Source organism: Pseudomonas sp. Colony2 (assembly GCF_019382755.1).
In the GTDB taxonomy this organism is placed as follows: domain Bacteria; phylum Pseudomonadota; class Gammaproteobacteria; order Pseudomonadales; family Pseudomonadaceae; genus Aquipseudomonas.
In genome coordinates this window covers 4,862,087-4,885,039 of the sequence record NZ_CP080030.1, presented here as the reverse complement: position 1 = coordinate 4,885,039, position 22,953 = coordinate 4,862,087, and the positions used below count along the sequence as shown (strand labels likewise).

Sequence of the window (22,953 nt, the reverse complement as noted above, 5' to 3'; positions counted from 1 at the left end):
CCTCATGCTGTGGGCCAGATTTCACGGCCGACGGAGAACCCCATGAGTGCCCCCGCAACAACAGCTGCTTCATTCAAGTTGCCCCTGGGCCTGGTGGTCGGCGTACTGGTGATGGTCGGCGTGCTGCTGTTGCCGCTGCCGGCCGACTTGCCGGTGGCCGGGCACCGGATGCTGGCGATCCTCGCGTTTGCTGTGGTGGTATGGATCACCGAAGCGGTCTCCTACGAGGCCAGCGCGATCATGATCACCTCGTTGATGGCGTTTTTGCTCGGCACTGCGCCGTCGCTGCAAGACCCGACGCACCTGATCGGTTCCAGCCCGGCGATCAGCATGGCGTTGACGGGTTTTTCCAACCCGGCGCTGGCGCTGGTGGCCGGCGCGCTGTTTATCGCCGCAGCCATGACCCATACCGGGCTGGACCGGCGCATCGCGTTGGTCACCCTGACCCGCGTGGGTACCAGCACCCGGGGCATTCTCGTCGGAGCAGTTGCCGTGACCATCCTCTTGAGCCTGGTGGTGCCCAGCGCCACGGCCCGCAGTGCGTGTGTGGTGCCGATCATGATGGGGGTGATTGCCGCGTTTGGCGTGGACAAGCGTTCGAATATTGCGGCCGGGATCATGATCGTCGTGGCCCAGGGTACGAGCATCTGGAACGTCGGTATCCAGACGGCGGCGGCGCAGAACCTGCTGACGGTTGGCTTCATGGACAAGATGCTGGGGCAGCGGGTGTCGTGGATCGACTGGTTGATCGCCGGGGCGCCGTGGGCGCTGATCATGTCGGCGGTGTTGTTGTTTTTGGTGTTGAAGCTGCTGCCGCCGGAGAGTGACAGCATTCCCGGAGGCAAGGAGGCGGTGGCGCAATCGCTGGTGGACATCGGGCCGATGACGGGGCCGCAGAAGCGCTTGCTGACGGTGTCGGTGCTGCTGTTGCTGGCGTGGGCGACTGAGGGGCGGTTGCACAGCTTTGATACGACCTCGACGACGTATGCCGGGCTGGTGTTCTTGCGGATGCCGGGGATCGGGGTGATGACCTGGAAGGATGTGCAGTCGCGGATTCCGTGGGGCACGGTGATTGTGTTTGGGGTTGGCATCAGCCTGGGTACGGCGTTGCTGACGACCCAGGCGGGGCAGTGGCTGGGATCGCAGGTGGTGGCGCATACCGGGTTGGACCAGGTGGGGACGCTGGGGGTGTTTGCGATTCTGGGGGCGTTTTTGATCGTGATTCATTTGGGGTTTGCCAGTGCCACGGCGTTGACCTCGGCGTTGTTGCCGATTTTGATTGCGGTGTTGCAGACGTTGCCCGGGGAGTTCAGTCGGCTGGGGATGACGATGCTCCTGGGGTTTGTAATGAGCTACGGGTTTATCCTGCCCATCAATGCGCCGCAGAATATGGTGTGTTTGGGGACCGGCACGTTTACCGCGCGGCAGTTTGCCAAGGTCGGGATTTTGGTGACGTTGATTGGGTATGGGTTGATGTTGGTGTTTGCGGCTACGTATTGGAGTTGGTTGGGGTGGATTTGAGGTGGGGGGCATATCCGTTATTTCGGTAACGGCCGCTTATGGTTCCGCTCTTACAGCGGCCCGCTTCGCACTGCCTGCGTTCGGCCTCGGGCTCATTGGGGCAGTCAGATCAAGGTCAAAAGCAAAAGCACAGCGGCCTACCGGCCGGCTTGAGTGTTAAAAACAGAGGCAAGATCCAGGGCGAAAGCAGAGCTGCTTTTCTGTGGGAGCGGGCTTGCTCGCGAAGAACCTGAGAGCGCCGCGTTCATTCAGGATGCCCGCGTCATCGTTAACGACCTTCGCGAGCAAGCCCGCTCCCACATTTGACCGTGCCCGCTTTAGCTGTTGATTTACAACACTCAAGCCGGCCGGGAGGCCGCTGTGCTCTTGCTYTTGMTYTTGATCTTGATCTTAGGCGCCCCGTTAAACCACGCTGGCCGGAGTGCGGGCACACCGAGCATTAGCGAGGTGCCGAGTGGTGGGGCAAGAGCGTTTTGCTTACTTTTGCGCTGTTAAGAAGTGAGCCGATGTAAGAGCGGAACCATAAGCAGCCGTTACCGCAGCAACGGATATGCACCCCAACCGCCCAAATCCCTCCCAAGATGGCAAGTTGAACTCCACTCAGGTTTACTACTCCCTGAGTAACCGTTCCACCGGCCCCAAACGCCGGTCATCAAGGCCACCGAATGGACAAATACACCCCCCACACCTGGCAGCCCCACGAGCGCCCGAGCCTGCCGGGCTCGCCGTCGACGCCGCTGCATTCCACCCGCAAGCGCTGGGCCTACGCCCTCGTTGGCGTACTGGTGGCAATCACCGGTGGCCTCGGCAACTCGCTGGTGATCGCCAACCTTGTGTACCTCCAGGGCGCCCTGGGGGCCACGACGGCCGAGATGGCCTGGCTCCCCGCCGCCTACGTCATGACCAACGTCTCCATGAACCTGCTGCTGGTAAAATTCCGTCAGCAATTCGGCCTGCGTGCGTTCACCGAAGTGTTCCTGGTGCTCTACGCCCTGGTCACCTTCGGCCACCTGTTCGTCAACGACCTCAGCTCGGCCATCGCCGTACGCGCGGCCCACGGCATGGTCGGCGCCGCCCTCAGTTCCCTGGGCCTTTACTACATGATCCAGGCCTTTCCCGCAAAGTGGCGGATGAAAGCCCTGGTGCTCGGCCTGGGCACCGCGCAATTGGCGTTGCCCCTGGCCCGACTGTTTTCCGAAGACCTGCTGCAAATCGCCGAATGGCGCGGCCTGTACCTGTTCGAACTGGGCATGGCCCTGACCTGCCTGGGCTGTGTGTTCCTGCTCAAGCTGCCACCGGGCGACCGCTTCAAGACCTTCGAAAAACTCGACTTCCTGACCTTCGCCATCCTCGCCACCGGCGTTGCCTTGCTCTGCGCGGTGCTGTCCCTGGGCCGTATCGACTGGTGGCTGGAAGCGCCGTGGATCGGTATCGCCTCGGCCTGCTCGCTGGTGCTGATCATGGCCGGCCTGGCCATCGAACATAACCGCTCCAACCCGTTGCTGATGACCCGTTGGCTGGGCAGCGGGGCGATGATTCGCCTGGCGTTGGCGGTGGTGCTGATTCGCATGGTGCTCTCGGAGCAGTCCACCGGCGCCGTGGGCTTCATGCAGATGCTGAACATGAGCAACGAGCAGATGCGCACGCTGTATTGGGTGATGCTGGCGGGGGCGATTGCCGGCCTGGCCGTGAGCGCGCTGACCATCAACCCCGCGCATTTGCTGATGCCGCTGATCATCTCCCTGGCCTTCATGGCAGTGGGCTCGGTGATGGACAGTTTCTCCAGCAACCTCACGCGCCCGCAAAACATGTACATCAGCCAGTTCCTGCTAGGCTTTGGCGGCACGTTCTTCCTCGGGCCGACCATGGTCCTGGGCACGAAGAACGTACTGACCAACCCCAGGAACCTGGTGAGTTTCTCGGTGCTGTTCGGGATCTGCCAGAACCTCGGCGGCCTGATTGGTGCGGCATTGCTCGGTACGTTCCAGATCGTGCGGGAGAAATTCCATTCCAGCATGATCGTCGAACACCTGACCCTGCTCGACCCGCGTGTGGCCGCACGGGTGGCCAGCGGCGGCTCGGCCTATGGCGGGGTGATCGCCGACCCCGAGTTGCGCAACCTCATGGGCATTCGCAGCCTGGCCACGGCCGCCACCCGCGAGGCGAATGTGATGGCCTACAACGATGTGTTCATGCTGATCGCGATCATCGCCATACTCACCATGATCTGGATCTTTATCCGCAGCCTCTGGCTGATGAGTACCACTAAAGCTGCCGCCAGTGCAGCGCCTCCCGTTCAACCCAGCGGCGCACTTTCTTCATGACCGAACCGACGACGACCACCACCAACGCCATCGCTTCCACGCCGGAAGGCACCGCGCCGCCGAGCATGCCGGCCACCGAACCGCGCTCCTTGCGGGTGCGCATCATCTCTTCCATGGGCTTTGCCGCGATTGCGATTATCGGCGTGCTGATCGTGCTCTACGCCTGGCAGTTGCCGCCCTTCAGCAGCGCCGTGGAAACCACCGAAAACGCCCTGGTGCGCGGCCAGGTGACGATCATCGGGCCGCAGCTCAGCGGCTATGTGTATGAAGTGCCGGTGACGGACTTCCAGTACGTCAAGGCCGGGGATTTGCTGGTGCGCCTCGATGACCGTATCTACAAGCAGCGCCTTGATCAGGCCCAGGCGCAATTGGCGGTGCAGCAGGCGTCCCTGGCCAATGTGGTGCAGCAACGCAACAGCGCCGAGGCGACCATCAAGCTGCGTCAGGCGGCCTTGATGGACAGCCAGGCCCAGGCCCGCAAAAGCACCGCGGATTTGCGCCGCAATGAGGAGTTGATCAGCGATGGGTCGGTGTCCAAACGCGAGCTGGACGTGACCCGCGCCGCCAATGCGCAAACCATCGCGGCCGTGGCCCAGGCCCAGGCCAACCTGGAAATCGCCCGGCAGGATTTGCAGACAGTGATCGTCAATCGCGGTTCGCTGGAGGCGGCGGTGGCCAGTGCCGATGCGGCAGTGGAGCTGGCGCGTATCGACCTGTCGAACACCCGGATCATCGCCCCGCGTGACGGGCAACTGGGCCAGATTGGCGTGCGCCTCGGGGCCTACGTCAACAGCGGCGCGCAGTTGATGGCGCTGGTGCCGAACCAGCTGTGGGTGATCGCCAACATGAAAGAAACCCAGATGGACAACGTGCAGGTTGGCCAGCCGGTGACCTTTACCGTGGATGCCCTGGACCACCGAAAGTTTCACGGCACGGTGCAGCGCATTTCCCCGGCGACCGGGTCGGAGTTCAGCCTGTTGCAGGCGGACAATGCTACCGGCAACTTCGTCAAGATCGCCCAGCGGGTGCCGGTGCGGATTACCGTGGATCCGGGGCAGGAGCAGAGTGAACGGCTGCGACCGGGGTTATCGGTGGTGGTGAGTATCGACACGGCGGGGCGCCTGAAAAACACCCCTCCCTAAGACACAATGGAGATCAAAAATGTGGGAGCGGGCTTGCTCGCGAATGCGGAGTGTCAGTCGCAGATGTGTTGACTGATCCACCGCATTCGCGAGCAAGCCCGCTCCCACATGGGTTTTGTGTTGTTAGAGGGTTTTGTATTGCAGGCTGAAACTGAGTTCTGCCGACTGGCCTTGTTCCAACAGCTTCAATCCCGGCCTACCCGGCAGGTGATGGGCATTCACCGGATGACTCACCGGCTCGAAGCAGAAAAAATCCAGCCCCGGCGGGCAATACAGCAGGTAATAGTCGCTGCCGGTGGCCTGGCATTCCAGGGTGTAACCCAGGTCTGGCTGCTGGATGACGCAGCGCCCGTCCCACTGGCAAAAACCGTTGTCCACCAGTGTCTCGGGCAACGATTCTGGGTGTTGAAAATCCCACTCGGCGGGCACGGCAGCCAGGCCTGTCGGCAATTTCGCCGCATCACTCATCCATACCTGCGAAGCCTTTGCCTGCAATTGCGTGCCCGGCCTGCGGGGTAGATACGGATGCAATCCCAGCCCATGCCACGTCGCCGTTTCCGCCAGGTGCGTGACGCGCAAGGTGATGCTCAACTTGCCGCCCTTCAACTGAACTCGCTGCTCGGCGCGATACGCAAAGGGTGTGCTGCTGTCCAGTTGCAACACCACTTCGTCTGACGTCTGGCTGACCACCTGCCACACCTGTTGCCAGGCACTGCCATGAATTGGCAGCGGGTCCAGCGGGCTGTTGGGCTCAAGTCCCAACCACCCTGATGGGTTATCAAAGCCACCTTCGGCAACCCGGTTCGACCAGGGCGCCAGCGGGAAGCACGCAAGCTTCCCCGGCAGGCCGCTGGCCAGCGACTGTTGATCGGTGTGGCGTAGCAAGGGCTGGCCGCTGCTGCGTACTGTCCAGTTGACGATACTCCCGCCCAACGCTGGCGCCAGCGTCAGGTGGGTCAGGTTGTCTTCGAGTTCAAGCATCATGAGTGTCAGCAGACCTATTGAATGATGAATGCTTGTGTGGCGAGGGAGCTTGCTCCCGATGGGCTGCGGAGCGGCCCCAAAAAAGCGGGAGCGCTTCGCACTCCAGCGGGAGCAAGCTCCCTCGCCACAGAAAGCTCCCTTGCCACAGCAGCTCCCTCTCCACAATAGCTCCCTCGCTACACGCAGTGTGGGGCTTATAACACCAACCCCGGCAACCACAACGACAACGCCGGAATGTAGGTCACGGCCATCAGCACCAAAAACAGCACGCCATAAAACGGCAGCAACGCCTTCACGGTCTTCTCGATGCTGACTTTGCCCACCGCCGCCCCCACAAACAACACCGCACCCACCGGCGGGGTGATCAGGCCGATCCCCAGGTTCACCAGCATGATCATGCCGAAGTGCACCGGGTCGACGCCAATCCCCAGGATCACCGGCAGCAAAATCGGCGTGAGGATCAAAATCAGCGGCGCCATGTCCATCACCGTACCCAGCAACAGCAGCATGGCGTTGATGCACATCAGGATCACGTAGCGGTTGTCCGACAGGGTCAGGAACATCGTGGTGATCTTCGCCGGGATCTGCATCAGGGTCATGATGTAGCCGAAGCTGGCAGCGAACGCGATCAGGATCATCACGATGGAGATCGTGCGCACCGTGCGGTGCATCAGCTTGGGCAGCTCGCTCCATTTGTAGTCGCGGTAGATGAACATGGTCACGAAGAACGCCCACAACACCGCAATCGCCGCCGACTCGGTGGCGGTGAAGATGCCCGACAGAATCCCGCCAAGAATGATCACCATGGCCATCAGGCCCCACAATGCGTCGGCGCAGATTTTCAGTGCCTGTTTCAGGGGGATCACTTCGCCTTTGGGGTAGTTGCGCTTTTTCGCGAAGATCAGGCACAGCACCATCAGGCAGGCGCTCATCAGCAGGCCCGGGACCACGCCGGCCATGAACAGCGAGGCGATGGACACGGTGCCGCCCGCCGCCAGGGAGTAGAGCACCGAGTTGTGGCTCGGAGGCGTCAGCAAGGCTTGTACCGAGCCGCTCACGGTGACGGCGGTGGCGAATTCACGGGGATAGCCCTGGCGTTCCATTTCCGGAATCAGCACCGAACCGACAGACGCCGTATCGGCCACCGACGAGCCGGAGATCGCGCCAAAAAACGTCGAGGCCATGATGTTCACCAGGGACAGGCCGCCGCGCACAAACCCCACCAGCACCCCGGCAAACGCCACCAGCCGGCGCGACATGCCGCCCTCGGCCATGATCGCCCCGGCCAGCACGAAGAACGGAATCGCCATCAGCGAAAACTTGTTCACCCCGCCGGCCACCTGAATCATCAGGGCCTGGAACGGAATGTCGATCCACCACGCGCCGATCAGCGCAGAAAGCCCCAGGGCGTAGGCCACCGGCATGCCAATCAGGATCAGGGCGATAAAGCTGCCCAACAGAATCAATGCGTCCATTCAGGCAGCCCCTTCACTTTCTTCAACCAGGTCGAAGCGCACGACCCGACGGTTGCTCTGGTCACCCAGCAGGAGTTTTTCCAGCACAAAAACCAGGGTCAGCAAGCCACCGATCGGGATCGGCATATAGGTGATGCCCACCCGCAAGGTCGGCATGGCGCTCATGAACTGGTTCCAGGTCGACAGGCACAATTTGCTGCCCCAGATCGTCATGAACAGGCAGATGGTTGCCATCAGTAATTGTGAGACGATGCCGACGATTCGGCGTTGGCCGGGCGGCAGGCGGTCGGTGACCATGGCCACCGACATGTGCGCCCCGGCGCGGTAACTGGCGGCGGCGCCGACAAAGGTGAACACCAGCATCAGCAGGATGGCGGTGGGTTCCGGCCAACTGGAGCCGGTGCCGAGTACGTAGCGGGCGAAGATGCCCCAGGGAATGATCAGCGCGACGCCGAGAACGGCGAGGCCGGCGATCCAGATGCAGCTCATGTAAATGCGGTCGTTGATGCGCAGCAGTAAATTCTTCATGGCGTTCACCGTAACCGGGCGCGTCGGTACCGACCGCGCCGGGCCTTATCTATGAGAGGAAAAAGGGTTACTCGACGGCTTCGATGCGCTTGATCAGGTCGGCGTAGGGCGCGCCGTACTTGTCGCGAATCGAAGCGGTGGCCTCATAGAACGGTTTTTTGTCGATGTCGATGAACTCGACGCCAGCAGCCTTGAGCTTGGCTTCACTGCTGGCAGACTTGGCGTCCCACAGCTCGCGCTCCTGGATCTGCGCGGCTTTGGCGGTGTTCTTCACCAGCACCTGTTGCTCGGGGGTGAGCTTGTTCCAGGTGATTTTCGACATCACGATGGGCTCGGGCAGAATCAGGTGGCCGGTCAGGCTGTAGAACTTGGCGTTCTGGTAGTGGTTGTGTTCCAGCAGGGTGGGCGGGTTGTTTTCCGCGCCGTCAATCACGCCGGTCTGCAGGGCGCTGAAGATCTCGCCGGTGTCCATGGCAATGCCGTTGCCGCCCATGGCGTTGATGGTTTCGATGAAGATCGGGTTGCCCTGCACGCGGATCTTCATGCCCTTGAGGTCTTCGATCTTGCGCACCGGTTTCTTGGTGTAGAGGTTGCGCGTGCCGCCGTCCATCCAGGCGAGCGCCACCAGGTTGAATTCGGAGTCGGTGATCTTGGCGAGGATTTCATCGCCGATCTCGCCGTCGATGACCTTGCGCATATGCACCTGGTCGCGGAACACGAACGGCATGTTGAACACGTTCACGTCCGGCACCACCGGGCCGACGATGCCGAGGCTGACCCGGGCCATCTGGATCGCGCCGACCTGGGCCTGTTCCACCACTTCCTTTTCCGAGCCCAGCACGCCGCCGGGGAACATCTTGAAGGTCAGGCCGCCGTTGCTTTCGGCCACCAGGGTTTTACCCAGCTGTTCTTCGGCGACGACGGTGGGGTAGCCGGCGGGGTGGATGTCGGCGAATTTGATTTCCAGCGCGTGGGCGGCACCGGCGAAGACGAAGGTGAAGGGGAGTGCGGCGAGGAGCAAAGTGCGTTTGAAGTCCATGGGGTGTCTCTCCAGTCTTGTTATTGTTTTATTCAAGGCACAGCGATGCAGCTAGAGGATGAAGGTGGGCTCCGGCAATCCGGTGACCCCGGGGTTGAGGGCAAACACGCCGCCGGCCAGCGACTGGGCACTGTGGTCGTCGCGGATCGAGGTGACGAACAGGGTGTCCAGGCGGGTGCCACCGAAGGCGCACATGGTGGGTTTTTTCACCGGCACGGCCAGTGAGCGGTCGAGACGGCCGTCGGGGGTAAAGCGGTGGACCAGCCCGGCATCGTTGGCGCAGATCCAGTAGCAACCTTCGGCATCCACGGCGGCTCCGTCGGGGCGGCCGAGGAACTGGTGCATATCCACAAACAGCCGCCGATTGGACGGTGTGCCGCTGTCGATGTCGTAGTCGAAGGCCCAGACCTGCTGGACCAACGGGTGCGAATCCGAGAGGTACATCGTGCGCCCGTCCGGGCTGAAGGCCAGGCCGTTGGGGGTGATGAAACCGTTGAGTGCGGTGTGAACCGCCCGGCCTGTTTCGTAGCGGTACAGTGCACCGTCGGCCGCATTCTCGGCCATGTTCAGCACCATGCTGCCGGCCCAGAACCGGCCCTGGCGATCACAGCGGCCATCGTTCAGGCGCATGTCCGGGCGGGCGTGCTCGACGCTGGCCAGGGGCGCAGTGTCGAGCCTGCCATCGTTGTGGGGCGTCAGCCGGAAAAACCCGGTTTGCATGCCCGCAACCCAATCGCCCGCCGAGGTGCGGGCGATGCAGGCGAGCATCTGCGGAGCTTTCCAGGCCTGCGCCTGGCCGCTGGTGGCGTTCCAGCGTTGCAGTTCGCCTGTGGGAATATCCACCCAGTACAGGGCGTTTTCCCCGGGTACCCACACCGGGCATTCACCCACGGCGTTGCGGGCGTCGACAATCAGTTCTGCTTGCATGGCCACTCATTCCCTTGGGTTGGTCTGTGGTCAGTCACCGAACGGGCCGGCGGCGCAAAACGCGCCACCCTGGTACACCCGCGCCGGGTCGTCGGCAGCGGGCATCGGCTGGGCTTCCACCTGTTTGCGGAATACTTCGGAAGAGTCCCGCGGGGTGAAGCCCAGGTGCGCGGCGAAGCGGTTGTCCCACCACACATCGAGGTTATCCGACATGCCGTAGACCACGGTATGCCCGACATTCGGTGTGTACAGCGAGCGTTCGAGCAGTTGGGTGAGGTCGTCGAAGCTCAGCCAGGTGTGCATCATCCGGCGGTTCTGGGGTTCCGGGAACGAGGAGCCGATGCGGATGCTCACGGTCTCGATGCCGTAGCGATCGAAGTAGAAACTGGCCATGTCCTCGCCGTAGGATTTGGACAGCCCGTAGTAACTGTCGGGGCGGCGCGGGGAGTGGGCGTCGAGGGCTTCGTCCTGCTTGTAGAAGCCGATCACGTGGTTGGAGCTGGCGAAGATGACGCGCTTGACCCCATGGCGACGCGCCGCTTCATAGATGTGGAAGATCCCGCAGATGTTCGCGCCCAGCACGTCCTCGAACGAGCGTTCCACCGATACGCCGCCGAAATGCAGGATCGCATCGACGCCTTCCACCAGTTGGTGCACGGCTTGTTTGTCGGAAAGATCGCAAGGCAATACTTCTTCGCTGTCGTCAGCGGCCGGGGCCATGTCGGCGATATCCGACAGGCGCAGTACCTTGGCGTAAGGACGCAGGCGTTCGCGCAAGACTTTGCCCAAGCCACCGGCGGCACCGGTGAGCAGCAAGCGGTTGAACGGGGTAGGGGCGGTTGTGGTGGTCATGGTGATCCCGTTATTGTTGTAGGTTGTCGTATGACTGATCCGAAGTATCCTTAGGGTTTCCTACACTTGTCAACGCACTATTGGTCGAAGTTGATAGAGGCTCATCGCTGTCCTGTGGCGAGGGRGCTTGCTCCCGCTGGAGTGCGAAGCGCTCCCARGATTTTGGGGCCGCTGCGCAGCCCAGCGGGAGCAAGCTCCCTCGCCACAGCAATCTCCCYCGCCACAAAAGCCTTTCCGGTTGTTTGTAAACCGCTATAACAGCGACAGCGGGTAACTGATGAATATCCGGTTCTCATCAAACTCGTTGGTACTGAAATCCCGGCGCATCGTTGCGTTGCGCCAGCGCACATTCAGGTCCCGCAGTGGACCGCTTTGTACCGTGTAGGCCAGCTCCGACTCACGGCCCCACTCCTTGCCATTGGTGATCGCCCCGGTGTGCACGTTATCGCCACTGATGTAGCGGTTCATCATGGTCAACCCGGGAATGCCCAGTACCACGAAGTTGAAGTCGTGCCGCACCTGCCAGGACTTTTCCTTGGCGTTGTCGTAGCTGGCGTTGTAGCTGTCGTTGGCCAGGGTGCCACCGCTGGTGCCGTTGACCCGCATCCAGGCGCTGTCGCCGGTGAGTTTCTGCAGGCCGATATAGAAGCTGTTGCCTTTGTATTTGGCCGAGAGCAGGGCGAACGCGGTTTTGTTGTCGAGGTCGCCGGCCAGGGCCTTGCCGTCTTCCTTGCCGGTGAAGAACCCGAGGTTGGCGCCCAGGGTCCAGTCGCCCACGGGCTGGCTGTGGGTCAGGTTGAAATACTGTTGCTGGTAGATGTCACTGAGTTCGGCGTACCACACGCCAACCTGGGTGCGCTTGTCGTTGAAGGTGTATTCGCCGCCGCCGAAGTTGAAGCGGTCCGAGGTGAATGCGGCTTTGCCGTTGAGAAACATGTCATCCATGCTCGCGTCGTTGCGCGGGCTGTTGCCGCGAAACTGGCCGCCATACAAGGTCAGGCCGGCGATTTCCCTGGACGTTACCTGGCCGCCGCGGAACGTTTGCGGCAGTGAGCGGCCGTCATCCGAGCGCAGGATCGGCAGTACCGGCATCCATTCGCCGACTTTCAATTCGGTGTTCGACAGCTTGGTTTTCAGCGCCACGCCCAGGCGCCCGAAGTTATCGGCAGGGCGGCCATCGCTGCGGGTCGGCAGCAGTTGGGTGCCGGCGGTACCTTTGCCGCCGTCGAGTTTCTGCGAGTACAGGCCCAGCACGTCCAGGCCGAAACCGACGGTGCCTTGAGTGAAGCCGGACCTGGCATCGAGAATGAAGTTTTGCGTCCACTCCTCGGCCTTGCCCTGGGGGTAGGCGGGGTTGGTGAAGTTGCGGTTGAAGTAGGCGTTGCGCAGGTTGAGCGTGGCGGTGGCGTCATCGATGAAGCCTTCTGCCGAGGCGGTGGCGGGGAGGGTAAAGGCCAGGCTGCTCAAACCGATGGCGGCAAAACGGGTGGTGCCGGAGAAATGGCGGACGTGTTGGCTCACAGTGACGCTCCCTTGTCTTTTTGTTGTTTTTATTTTTTGTTATACGTTGTCGTACAACATTGGGGGCGATATTTGCGAGGTTTCAGGGGGTTGTCAATCGAAAGTTATACGATGACTCCCTGCGTGAAGGGAGTCAGTGGGGGAGGAGTTATCCCGCTGCAACCATGGGCGGCAAGGTGCCAAGCAGCGAAACGGTGGCTACCGCTGAAACACCTAGTAACCATTCAATCATCACGCTGGCCTTCAAGGCAGGCAGCCGCTGCTCACAGTTGTGAATCCGCAGGCGGTTCAGCAGCGCCAGGGCGAGCATGCCGAACACCAGCAGCACCTTGATCAACAGGATCAGGGCGAACCCTGTGAACAAGGGCGTCGGCCAGAACTGCCCGGTGAGCACCCGCACGTTGATCAATCCGGTCACCAGCAGCCCTGTCACCAGGCCATAACCGATGCCACTGAAGCGCTTGAGGATCGGTTCCAACGGATAGCGGGGCGATTGCCTGAGGATCAACACCAGCAGGAGCAGGCCGCCCAGCCAGGCACCGACACACACCAGGTGCACCACCTGATTGAGGATCAGCAACTGTCCGGCCATGCCATTGAGCATGGCGCCATGGCCCACCGGTGCCAGTGTCGCCAGCAGCAATGCACAGAGCGGCAGGCGCAACGCTTTCCACGGCGTCATCAGGCCCAGCACCAGCAGCACGTTCAGTAGCAAGTGCCAGGTCCAGACCTGGCCGAAGAAGGTTTTGCCCAGCACCAACTGCACGGTCGACCATTCCAGCGCGCCCAGCCCGACACCGGCCATGCTCGCGCTGATCAACAGCAGCCACGCCACCCCCGACACCAATGCCAGCCACGCCAACCCTTGGGTGATGCGCGACAGTTGGCGGTCCAGCACCGGTTGCGGTCCCGCGCCCAGCAGCCAGGGCCTGAACACACAGGCCCCGAACATCAACAGCACGACGATGAAATGCAGGAAACGGCACAGCACCAGCAGGGTGGCCATGGATTATTGGCCGACCTTGAAGCTGTATTCACCGTTGCTCTTGTGGGTATCCACCGAGACCGCGTTCCACACCACTTTGTAGGTGCCGGCGGCCAAGGGTGCGGCCGGTGTCACCACCAATACTTTCTTGTCGGCGTCCGGGGTTTCCAGGCCCTTGATCGCGACTTCGGTGCCGTCCTTGCTCAGGGATACCTTGGTGAAGGTCGCTTCAACGCCTTCGCTGAACGTCAGGCGCAGGTCCTTGGGCGCAGCGACGCTGCTGTCGGCGGCAGGCTCCGAGCTTTTCAGGTGGGCGTGGGCAAACGCGGCCGAGGCGCCCAGCAGGGAAGCGAGCAGGGCAACGGTGGTGAGGGTCTTCTTGATCAACATTGTTCAATACCTTCAGGTGAGAGTCAGTCGTTCGGTAGTGCCATGTGCAACAAGGGGAAGGGCTTGCCTTCGCCATCGACGGGCGAGCGGCCGGTCTGGATAAAACCATAGTGCAGGTAGAAACCCACGGCCTGTGGATTCTGCTCGTTCACGTCGACCCGCAGGGTGTCGTGGCGGGCGCGTACGAAGTCCAGCAACTGGCGACCGATGCCCTGGCCGCGTCGGTTCGGGTCGATAAACAGCATCTCGACATTATTGCCGCCGGTGCCGACGAAGCCGCCAATGCCTTGGGTATCTTCGTACACCCACACTTCAAGTGCGGGCATCGGCAGGTAGCAGTCGCGTACCAGGGGCAGCAGGCGCTGGATGTCGTCTTCGCTGAGAAAGTCATGGGTGGCGCGCACCGAGCGTTCCCACAGTGCACCCAGCACCGGGTCGTCGCACGCGCTTCGCTGTCGAATAGTCATGGGGGATGATCCTTCGAGGGGATGGCGATGCTAACCAATCCGCTATCGGCGGGGAAGGTTCTTGTACGAAGTTTCACAGTGGCGTGTCGCCGCGATCTAGAGCGGATGGTAGTCTTGAAGCCATGTTGTTGTCAGGGAGCCCTTATGGGCAATCACAAGATCGGTATTCGTCGGGTCAACGTCGAAAAGATTCTGCTGGCGGCTGAAAAGGTCTTCGCCGAGAAGGGCTATGGCAGCACCGCCATGGCCGACATCGCTGAAGAAGTGCAACTGCCGCGCTCCAACCTGCATTACTACTTCAGTACCAAGAGCGAGCTGTACAGCGCGGTGTTGTTCGACCTGCTGGAGGTGTGGAAGCAGGACGCCTTGTGCTTCGAGATGTTCGACGACCCGCGGGTGGTGCTCAGTAGCTACATCCGCGCCAAGATGCAACATTCCCGCAGCCGGCCTTATGGTTCGAAAGTCTGGGCGAATGAAATCATCCACGGCGCGCCAACCCTGGGGGAGGCGCTGGATGTGAGCCTGTATGACTGGGCCAAGATGAAGGAAGCGAAGATTCGCCAGTGGGTGGAGGACAAGCGGATTTTGCCGGTGGAGCCGTCGAGCCTGCTGTATATGATCTGGGCGTCGACCCAGCACTATGCCGACTTTGATCATCAGGTGAAGATCCTGAATGACCATCAGCCGTTGTCGGACATGCAGTTTGAGCGGGCGGTGCAGACGGTGACGAGTGTGATCCTGCGGGGGATCGGGTTGGAGCCCTAGATCGTTCCCACGCTCCGCGTGGGAATGCCGCCTGGACGCTCTGCGTCCGTTCTTAAGGTCGTGACGCGGAGCGTCAACGGATGCATTCCCACGCGGAGCGTGGGAACGATCATTCAGGCTACACCGCCTCGCGGTAGGGGTTCCTCGGGTCCTGCGTCCAGTTCAAAAACGGCTTTCCGGTATCCACCGGCACCATCTCGATACAGTCCGCCACCGGGCAGGTGATCTGGCACAGGTTGCACCCCACGCACTCATCATCGATCACCTCGTATTTATGTGTCCCATCCGCCTGCTTCAAGCTGGCAATCGCCTGGTGCGACGTGTCTTCACAGGCAATATGGCAACGCCCACAGCCAATACACGCCGCCTGGTCAATTTTGGCGATCACCTGGTAATTGATATCCAGGTACTTCCAATCCGTCGTATTGCCCACCGCCCGCCCGGAAAATTCCTGCAGGCTGCTGTAACCCTGGCTGTCCATCCACCGCGACAGCCCGTCCTTCATTTCTTCGACAATCCGAAACCCATGCAGCATCGCCGCCGTGCACACCTGCACCGCGCCGCAGCCCAGCGCGACGAATTCCGCTGCATCGCGCCAGTTGCCAATCCCGCCAATCCCGCAGATCGGCAAGCCTTGTGTCTGTGGGTCCCGGGCAATCTCCGCCACCATGTTCAGTGCGATGGGTTTCACCGCCGAGCCGCAGTAACCCCCGTGGGTGCTTTGGGTGCCGACCATCGGCAGGGCGACCATGCGCTCCAGGTCGACACTGGTGATGGAGTTGATGGTGTTGATCAGCGACACCGCATCCGCGCCACCGCGATAGGCCGCCCGCGCCGCCACGCGTATGTCGGTGATGTTCGGCGTGAGCTTGACGATCACCGGCAGCGAGCAATAGGTCTTGCACCAGCGCGTCACCTGTTCCACATACTCCGGCACCTGGCCCACCGCCGCGCCCATGCCGCGTTCCGGCATGCCGTGGGGGCAGCCGAAGTTCAGCTCGATGCCGTCACAGCCGGTGGCTTCCACCAGTGGCAGGATGTGCTTCCACGACTCCTCAACACACGGCACCATCAATGACACGATCAGCGCGCGGTCCGGCCAGTCCTTTTTCACCTGGGTGATTTCCCGCAGGTTGATCTCCAGGGAGCGGTCGGTAATCAGCTCGATGTTATTGATGCCGAGCACTTCACGGTTGGCACCAAAGTGCGCCGAGTAGCGCGATGAGACGTTGACCGCTGCCGGGTCTTCGCCGAGGGTTTTCCAGACCACGCCGCCCCAGCCTGCTTCAAAGGCGCGGACCACGTTGTAGGCCTTGTCGGTAGGCGGCGCGGAGGCCAGCCAGAACGGATTGGGGGCTTTGATGCCGGCGAATACAATCGAGAGATCGGCCATTACGCAGCCTCCACATTCAGCATGAGTTGGGCGTGCATGGCTTGCGCGGCCAGCTTGCCGTGTTGCACGGCCTGGACGGTGAGGTCCTGGCCGAGGCTGACGCAATCGCCGCCGGCGTACACACCGGGGATGCTGGTGCGCAGCTGTTCGTTGACGAAGATCCGATCGCCCTGGCGTTGCAGTTGGTGGGCCAGCGGGTCGTGCAGCGCCTCGTCGTCGAAGCCTTGGCCGATGGCCTTGAAGATCGCGTCGGCGGCCAGTTCGAAGGTCTCGCCGGTGGCTTGCAGGCGGCCATCGACCATGCGGGTGCGGGCGAAGCGCATGCCGCGCACATGGCCCTGGTCGTCGAGCAACACTTCTTCGGGCTGGGCCCAGGTCAGCAGGCGTACCTGGTTGGCCTTGGCGATGTCCTGCTCATGGCCGGTGGCGCCCATTTCAGCCAGGCCACGGCGATACACCAGGTTGACGTCACGAGCACCGAGGCGGGCCATTTGCACCGCCATGTCGATGGCCGTGTTGCCGGCGCCGAGCACGATGCAACGGTCGGCCAGGGGCAGTTGACTGAGGTCGTCGGCCTGGCGCAGTTCACGGATGTAGTCGGTGGCGGCGAGCAGGCCGGGGGCGTCCTCGTGTGGCAGGCCGAGCTGTTTGCTGGCAGCCAGGCCAAGGCCGAGGAACACTGCATCGAACTGCTGGTGCAGTTCGCTCAAGGTCAGGTTGTCGCCCAGGCGCTGGCCGTGGCGGATCTCGATGCCGCCGATCTGCAGGAGGAAATCCAGTTCCTTTTGCGCGAAGTCATCCACCAGCTTGTACTTGGCGATCCCGTATTCATTCAGGCCGCCGGCTTTTTCCCGGGCTTCGAAAATCACCACGTCATGGCCGTGCAGGGCGCTGCGATGGGCGCAGGACAACCCCGCAGGCCCGGCGCCGACCACCGCGATGCGCTTGCCGGTGGGCGCGGCGCGCTGGAACGGGTGTTCGCTGAAGTGCGCGTTGTCCACCGCGTAACGCTGCAACAGGCCGATCAGCACCGGGGCGCATTCCTCGGCATTGTTGCGCACGCAGGCTTGCTGGCAGAGGATTTCCGTCGGGCAGACCCGGGCGCAACTGCCGCCGAGGATATTCGCCGAGAGAATCTTCTGTGCGGCGCCCTGGACGTTCTCCGTGTGGATATTGCGGATGAACGACGGGATATCGATCTCGCTGGGGCACGCGTTGACGCACGGTGCGTCGTAGCAGTAGAGGCAGCGCGAGGCTTCCAGTTGGGCTTGCCGGGCATTGAGCGGCGGCGCCAGGTCGGTGAAATGCGCGGCGAGGGCCGCCGCATCTTCATGGGGGTGGGGAAGATGGTTCAGGGTCTGGATCACGGTATTGGCCTCACGGTTTTTGAGGTGCTGCCTCTGGTGGGCAGTGGTTTTTTTGTTGCCTGTACCGGCCTCTTCGCGAGCAAGCCCGCTCCCACATTCGTCCCCATTCCAGCAGGATAAATGCAGTCGAATGTGGGAGCGGGCTTGCTCGCGAATGGCGGCCTCAGCGTTTCACAGCAACCGGCCTGGAACGCTCCGCCCGCTTGCTCAACTGCTCAAACACCGGCGGATACGTCGGCCGTTCGATATACCGACCCGCACCCCGTTCGGCGCGCAAATCCCCATCCGCCCAGACCAGCTTGCCCTGGCTGATGGTATGGCTCGGCACGCCGCGCACGGTCTTGCCTTCGAAGATGTTGAAGTCGACTTTCTGGTGGTGAGTCTTCGCGGAAATGGTCCGTGTGCCTTGCGGGTCCCACAGCACCAGGTCAGCATCGGCCCCCACGCGGATCGCTCCTTTGCGTGGATACAGGTTGAAGATCTTCGCGGTGTTGGTAGACGTCAGCGCAACGAATTCCTGCATCGACAAGCGCCCAGTGCTCACGCCCTCATCCCACAACAGCGCCATGCGGTCTTCGATACCGGCAGTGCCATTGGGAATCTTGCTGAAGTCATCCCGCCCGGCGGCTTTTTGCTCGGCGCAGAAGCAGCAATGGTCGGTGGCGGTGGTGTGCAGGTTGCCCGATTGCAAGCCATGCCACAGTGCCTCCTGATGCCCGCGCGGGCGGAAGGGCGGGCTCATCACATAGCCGGCGGCGGTCTGCCAGTCGGGGTGTTGATACACGCTGTCGTCCAGCAGCAGATGCCCGGCCAATACTTCGCCGTACACCGGCTGGCCCTTGCTGCGGGCGTAGGTGATTTCATCCAGCGCTTCCTTGGTGGACACGTGCACCAGGTACAGCGGCGTGCCGATGGTTTCGGCAATCCTGATCGCCCGGCTGGCGGCTTCACCTTCCACCTGCGAAGGCCGCGACAACGGATGCGCTTCAGGCCCGGTAATGCCCTGGGCCATCAGCTTGCGTTGCAGGTGATACACCAGCTCGCCGTTTTCGGCATGCACCGTCGGTACCGCACCCAGTTCCAGGCAGCGTTCGAAGCTCGCCACCAAGGTGTCGTCGGCGGCCATGATTGCGTTCTTGTACGCCATGAAATGCTTGAAGCTGTTGATGCCGTGTTGGCTCACCAGCTCGGCCATTTCCTCGCGGACCTGCTCGCTCCACCAGGTAATCGCGACGTGAAAGCCGTAGTCGGACGCCGACTTCTCGGCCCAGCCGCGCCACTGATGGAAGGCTTCCAGCAGGGATTGCTGCGGGTTGGGAATCACGAAGTCGATGATCGACGTGGTGCCGCCCGCCAACCCGGCGGCCGTGCCACTGAAAAAATCTTCACTGGCCACGGTGCCCATGAAGGGCAACTGCATATGGGTGTGGGGGTCGATGCCGCCGGGCATCAGGTATTGACCGCTGCCGTCGAGTATCTCGGTGCCGGCGGGAATATCCAGATCAGTGCCAATGGCGCGGATTAGACCGTCTGCGCATAAAACATCGGCTCGGTAACTTTCATCATGGGTAATAACGGTAGCGCCACGGATCAACAGCGACATGTCGAGTTCCTCACAGGCTTGACCGGCTTGTGCCAGTTCTAAATGTTGTCATGCATCGCGCCGCTGGAAAGTTAATTCCTGTCAGCGGTGACAGGAATAGAAACTAGCCCGAGTTTTTCGAATGAGCAAGAATATTTTTTATAAGCTTATATCTTTATTAAGTAATTGAATTTTAACGATAAAAAATCAAAATCACCAAAATGTAGCGGCCTCTCACCATTTTGACGCACTTGACAGGTTCCCAATATGAGCAACATTTCCTATTGCAAATCAGACGCTTGAGACATGCCTCTTGACGGGGCCGGTAAATAAAAATAATTGTGTTGCACCAGATTGAGTCCTGATGGTTCGGACAACTTCTGCGTTATTTGGCCTGAGTAACGCTGAAAGTAACGAGGGGCTCTTCGGTCGAGACAATAAAGCTGATAAACATCAGCAAGTTATATAAGCGGTGCGGGCAGGTTGACGGTTTACGGCACGGTTATTGAGTGCGGTGGCGGTTGGCCGGGTCCCGGATGTCATGTTGTCAACGAGGTACTCCGGCCATCCCGTGCACGTCACGGGATGAGCAAAAATAATTCGAAAAAACCGTGGAGCGGCCATGCAACAGAACAGATCGCAAGTCATTGAGCGCAACGGCCTGTACGAACTCGACGCCGGCCCCGACGTCCTCGACAGCCCCCGCTACAACCACGACATGGCACCGACCAAGGTGCGCGAACGCACCTGGAACAAGTGGCATATCACCGCGCTGTGGATCGGCATGTCGGTGTGTGTGCCGACCTACACCCTGGGCGGCGTGCTCACCGCGTACTTCGGGTTGTCGGTGGGCGAGGCGCTGATGGCGATCCTGCTGGCCAATATCGTGGTGCTGATCCCGCTGACCCTCAACGCCTTCCCCGGTACCAAGTACGGCATCCCGTTTCCGGTGTTGCTGCGCTCGTCCTTCGGCGTGCTCGGCTCCAACGTGCCGTGCCTGATCCGCGCGTTGGTGGCGTGTGGCTGGTTCGGTATCCAGACGATGTTTGGCGGCCTGGCGATCCACCTGTTCCTGGGGTCGATTTTCGAGGGTTGGAAATCCCTTGGCGGCACCGGTGAAGTGATCGGCTTCATGATCTTCTGGACCCTGAACCTGTGGGTGGTATTGCGTGGCGCCGAGTCGATCAAATGGCTGGAAACCCTGTCGGCACCGCTGCTGGTGGCGGTGGGTATCGGGCTGCTGGTGTGGGCGCTGCCGAATGTGTCGCTGACCGAGCTGATGGCGATCCCGCCCAAACGTCCCGAAGGCGCCAGCCTCACCGGCTACTTCATGGCGGGCCTGACGGCGATGGTGGGTTTCTGGGCCACCTTGTCGTTGAACATTCCCGACTTCAGCCGCTACGCCAAAAGCCAGAAAGACCAGATCCTCGGGCAGATTTTCGGCCTGCCGCTGACCATGTTCCTGTTCGCCGCCCTCGGCGTAATCATGACCGCCGCCTCGGTGAAACTGGTGGGCGTCAGCGTCTCCGACCCGGTCACCCTGATCGGCCATATCCAGAGCCCGGTGTGGGTGGCCGTGGCGATGGCGCTGATCATCATCGCCACCTTGTCCACCAACACCGCGGCGAACATCGTCTCGCCCACCAACGACTTCCAGAACATCGCCCCCAAGCTGATCAACCGCACCACGGCGGTGGTGCTCACCGGCCTGGTGGGCCTGGCGCTGATGGCCCACGAACTGCTGAAAAAGCTCGGGCTGATCATCTCCGACGTGAGCCTGGAAACCGTCTATTCCAACTGGTTGCTGGGTTACTCAAGCCTCTTGGGGCCGATCGCCGGGATCATGGTGGTGGACTATTTCATCATCAAGAAACAGCAACTGGACCTCGCCGGTTTGTATCGTGATGACGTGTACCCGGCGTGGAACTGGCATGGCTTCCTGGCGTTTGGCGTGCCGGTGGTGCTGACGTTGCTGTCCCTGGGCAGCGATGCGTTCAGCTGGTTCTACAGCTATGGCTGGTTCACCGGCTCGGCGCTCGGTGGCCTGTTGTATTACGCCCTCTGCATGAAACGCGGGGCTCGTGTGGTCGCCGTGAAAACACCGCTTTAATCGATGTGGAATGCAATCAAATGTGGGAGCGGGCTTGCTCGCGAATACGGTGTGCCAGTCGCCAGATGTGTTAGCTGAATCACCGCCTTCGCGAGCAAGCCCGCTCCCACATTTTTGATCGCAGTCCTCCAGTGAGAGTCTGGTCAAATTTATAAGAACTACTGCCTGAGGAGATCCCCATGAACGCTGCCATAGACGTTCTGCAATCCACCCATCAGCACATCAACCGCGATCGTCTGTGGCTGTCCCTGATGGAACTCGCCAAGCTCGGCGCCACCCCCAAGGGCGGTGTGTGCCGCCTGGCCCTGACCGACCTCGATCGCCAGGCCCGCGACCTGTTTGTGAAGTGGTGCGAAGAAGCGGGCTGTACCGTGACCATCGATGGCGTCGGCAATATCTTTGCCCGCCGGCCGGGGCGCAATCCCCAGTTGCCGCCGGTGATGACCGGCAGCCATATCGACACCCAGCCCACCGGCGGCAAGTTTGATGGCTGTTTTGGCGTGCTGGCGGGCGTTGAGGTATTGCGCACCCTCAATGACCTGAAGGTGGAAACCGAAGCGCCGCTGGAAGTGGTGGTGTGGACCAACGAAGAAGGCTCGCGCTTTCCTCCCTGCATGATGGGCTCCGGGGTGTTTGCCGAGAAATTCACCCTGGTCGACACGCTGGCCAAGACGGATGCCGATGGCGTGACCGTGGGCGATGCGCTGAATGCCATTGGGTATGCCGGATCACGCCCGGTGAGCGGGCACAAGGTGGGCGCATATTTCGAAGCACATATCGAGCAAGGTCCGATTCTTGAGGATGAAAAGAAAACCATCGGTGTGGTGCTGGGCGCCCTTGGCCAGAAATGGTTCGACCTGAAACTGCGGGGTGTCGAGGCGCATGCCGGGCCGACCCCGATGCACCTGCGCAAGGATGCCCTGGTCGGTGCCGCGGCCGTGGTGGCTGCAGTTAACGCGGCGGCGTTGGGTCATCAGCCTCACGCCTGCGGCACCGTCGGTTGCCTGCAGGCGTATCCGGGCTCACGCAACGTCATTCCTGGCGAAGTGCGCATGACCCTGGACTTCCGCCATCTGGAACCGGCGCGGCTGGATTCGATGATTGCCCAGGTGCGCAAGGTGATCGACGAGACCTGCGCCAAGCACGGCCTCACATTCGAGATGACACCCACCGCTGACTTCCCGCCGCTGTACTTCGACAAAGGCTGCGTGGATGCCGTGCGTGATGCGGCCAATGGGTTGGGGTTGTCCAACATGGATATCGTGAGCGGGGCAGGGCATGACGCGATTTTCGTCGCGGAACTGGGGCCCGCGGGGATGATCTTTGTGCCGTGTGAAGGTGGCATCAGCCATAACGAAATCGAGAACGCGGCGCCGGATGATTTGGCGGCGGGGTGTGCGGTGTTGCTGAGGGCGATGGTGGCAGCTTCGGTGGCAATCGCCAGCGGCAAACTGGCTGCCTGAGTCGACAGGCTTCACTCCTCTCAAATGTGGGAGCCGGGCTTGCCCGCGATAGCGGTGTTTCAGACACAGTTGCAGTGCCTGACACTCCGCTATCGCAGGCAAGCCAGCTCCCACATTT

19 protein-coding genes are annotated in these 22,953 nt (G+C 61.5%); 6 read left to right on the top strand and 13 right to left on the bottom strand.

The annotated features are described in order from the left end of the window. The first annotated feature begins 42 nt into the window (after window positions 1–42). The 3 genes from JV201_RS19475 (at window position 43) to JV201_RS19465 (ending at window position 4,987) form a co-directional block, all read left to right on the top strand. Window positions 43–1,521, top strand: coding sequence for a DASS family sodium-coupled anion symporter (locus JV201_RS19475; protein WP_219405936.1), 1,479 nt, complete (start codon window positions 43–45; stop codon window positions 1,519–1,521). Window positions 1,522–2,186: 665 nt separating this feature from the next. Continuing rightward, window positions 2,187–3,845 (top strand): MFS transporter, encoded by a 1,659-nt coding sequence (locus tag JV201_RS19470; protein ID WP_003207803.1) that lies wholly within the window; start codon window positions 2,187–2,189, stop codon window positions 3,843–3,845. Further along, window positions 3,842–4,987: an HlyD family secretion protein gene (locus JV201_RS19465; protein ID WP_003207807.1), complete on the top strand. Its 1,146-nt coding sequence runs from the start codon at window positions 3,842–3,844 to the stop codon at window positions 4,985–4,987. The genes JV201_RS19470 and JV201_RS19465 overlap by 4 nt, the downstream gene beginning before the upstream one ends. 123 nt (window positions 4,988–5,110) lie before the next feature. On the opposite strand, the gene JV201_RS19460 is transcribed toward JV201_RS19465, so the two are convergent. The 10 genes from JV201_RS19460 to JV201_RS19415 all read right to left on the bottom strand — a co-directional run bounded on the left by JV201_RS19460 (window position 5,111) and on the right by JV201_RS19415 (window position 14,155). Next, window positions 5,111–5,971 carry an aldose 1-epimerase gene (locus JV201_RS19460; RefSeq protein WP_134327686.1) on the bottom strand — a complete coding sequence of 287 codons (861 nt, stop codon included), beginning with the start codon at window positions 5,969–5,971 and terminating at the stop codon, window positions 5,111–5,113. Window positions 5,972–6,165: 194 nt separating this feature from the next. Continuing rightward, complete coding sequence (locus tag JV201_RS19455; protein ID WP_003207810.1) at window positions 6,166–7,446, bottom strand: TRAP transporter large permease; 1,281 nt, start codon at window positions 7,444–7,446, stop codon at window positions 6,166–6,168. Beyond that, window positions 7,447–7,974 carry a TRAP transporter small permease gene (locus JV201_RS19450; RefSeq protein WP_003207813.1) on the bottom strand — a complete coding sequence of 176 codons (528 nt, stop codon included), beginning with the start codon at window positions 7,972–7,974 and terminating at the stop codon, window positions 7,447–7,449. A 67-nt stretch (window positions 7,975–8,041) separates the two neighbouring features. Further along, a complete protein-coding gene (locus tag JV201_RS19445; RefSeq protein ID WP_003207815.1) occupies window positions 8,042–9,013 on the bottom strand; it encodes a TRAP transporter substrate-binding protein in 972 nt (323 codons plus the stop codon). 51 nt (window positions 9,014–9,064) lie between these two features. Further along, window positions 9,065–9,940, bottom strand: coding sequence for an SMP-30/gluconolactonase/LRE family protein (locus tag JV201_RS19440; RefSeq protein ID WP_219405935.1), 876 nt, complete (start codon window positions 9,938–9,940; stop codon window positions 9,065–9,067). 30 nt (window positions 9,941–9,970) lie between these two features. Continuing rightward, a complete protein-coding gene (locus JV201_RS19435) occupies window positions 9,971–10,792 on the bottom strand; it encodes an NAD(P)-dependent oxidoreductase (RefSeq protein WP_219405934.1) in 822 nt (273 codons plus the stop codon). Window positions 10,793–11,044: 252 nt separating this feature from the next. Continuing rightward, entirely contained in the window at window positions 11,045–12,313 is a 1,269-nt protein-coding gene (locus JV201_RS19430; protein ID WP_102369547.1) for an OprD family porin, read from the bottom strand. A gap of 148 nt (window positions 12,314–12,461) precedes the next feature. Continuing rightward, window positions 12,462–13,319: a copper homeostasis membrane protein CopD gene (gene copD, locus JV201_RS19425; protein WP_177028346.1), complete on the bottom strand. Its 858-nt coding sequence runs from the start codon at window positions 13,317–13,319 to the stop codon at window positions 12,462–12,464. 3 nt (window positions 13,320–13,322) lie between these two features. Further along, window positions 13,323–13,688, bottom strand: coding sequence for a copper homeostasis periplasmic binding protein CopC (gene copC / locus JV201_RS19420; RefSeq protein ID WP_003207825.1), 366 nt, complete (start codon window positions 13,686–13,688; stop codon window positions 13,323–13,325). Between the two features lie 23 nt (window positions 13,689–13,711). Then, on the bottom strand, window positions 13,712–14,155 hold the full coding sequence (locus tag JV201_RS19415; protein ID WP_003207827.1) for a GNAT family N-acetyltransferase: 444 nt from the start codon (window positions 14,153–14,155) through the stop codon (window positions 13,712–13,714). A gap of 144 nt (window positions 14,156–14,299) precedes the next feature. Here JV201_RS19415 and JV201_RS19410 point away from each other — a divergent pair, with 144 nt between their 5' ends. Next, entirely contained in the window at window positions 14,300–14,920 is a 621-nt protein-coding gene (locus JV201_RS19410; RefSeq protein WP_003207828.1) for a TetR/AcrR family transcriptional regulator, read from the top strand. 118 nt (window positions 14,921–15,038) lie between these two features. Here JV201_RS19410 and preA read toward each other — a convergent pair whose 3' ends face one another. The 3 genes from preA to hydA all read right to left on the bottom strand — a co-directional run bounded on the left by preA (window position 15,039) and on the right by hydA (window position 19,283). After that, complete coding sequence (gene preA, locus JV201_RS19405; protein ID WP_003207829.1) at window positions 15,039–16,313, bottom strand: NAD-dependent dihydropyrimidine dehydrogenase subunit PreA; 1,275 nt, start codon at window positions 16,311–16,313, stop codon at window positions 15,039–15,041. Then, window positions 16,313–17,680: an NAD(P)-dependent oxidoreductase gene (locus tag JV201_RS19400; protein WP_087694481.1), complete on the bottom strand. Its 1,368-nt coding sequence runs from the start codon at window positions 17,678–17,680 to the stop codon at window positions 16,313–16,315. The genes preA and JV201_RS19400 overlap by 1 nt, the downstream gene beginning before the upstream one ends. Window positions 17,681–17,843: 163 nt before the next feature. Then, window positions 17,844–19,283, bottom strand: a complete 1,440-nt coding sequence (gene hydA, locus JV201_RS19395; protein WP_219405933.1) for a dihydropyrimidinase — start codon at window positions 19,281–19,283, stop codon at window positions 17,844–17,846. Window positions 19,284–19,884: 601 nt separating this feature from the next. Between hydA and JV201_RS19390 the strand changes: the two genes are divergently transcribed. Together JV201_RS19390 and JV201_RS19385 are read left to right on the top strand one after the other, a co-directional pair. Next, window positions 19,885–21,372: an NCS1 family nucleobase:cation symporter-1 gene (locus tag JV201_RS19390; protein WP_003207834.1), complete on the top strand. Its 1,488-nt coding sequence runs from the start codon at window positions 19,885–19,887 to the stop codon at window positions 21,370–21,372. Window positions 21,373–21,551: 179 nt separating this feature from the next. Next, complete coding sequence (locus tag JV201_RS19385; protein ID WP_003207837.1) at window positions 21,552–22,835, top strand: Zn-dependent hydrolase; 1,284 nt, start codon at window positions 21,552–21,554, stop codon at window positions 22,833–22,835. Window positions 22,836–22,953: the final 118 nt, after the last annotated feature.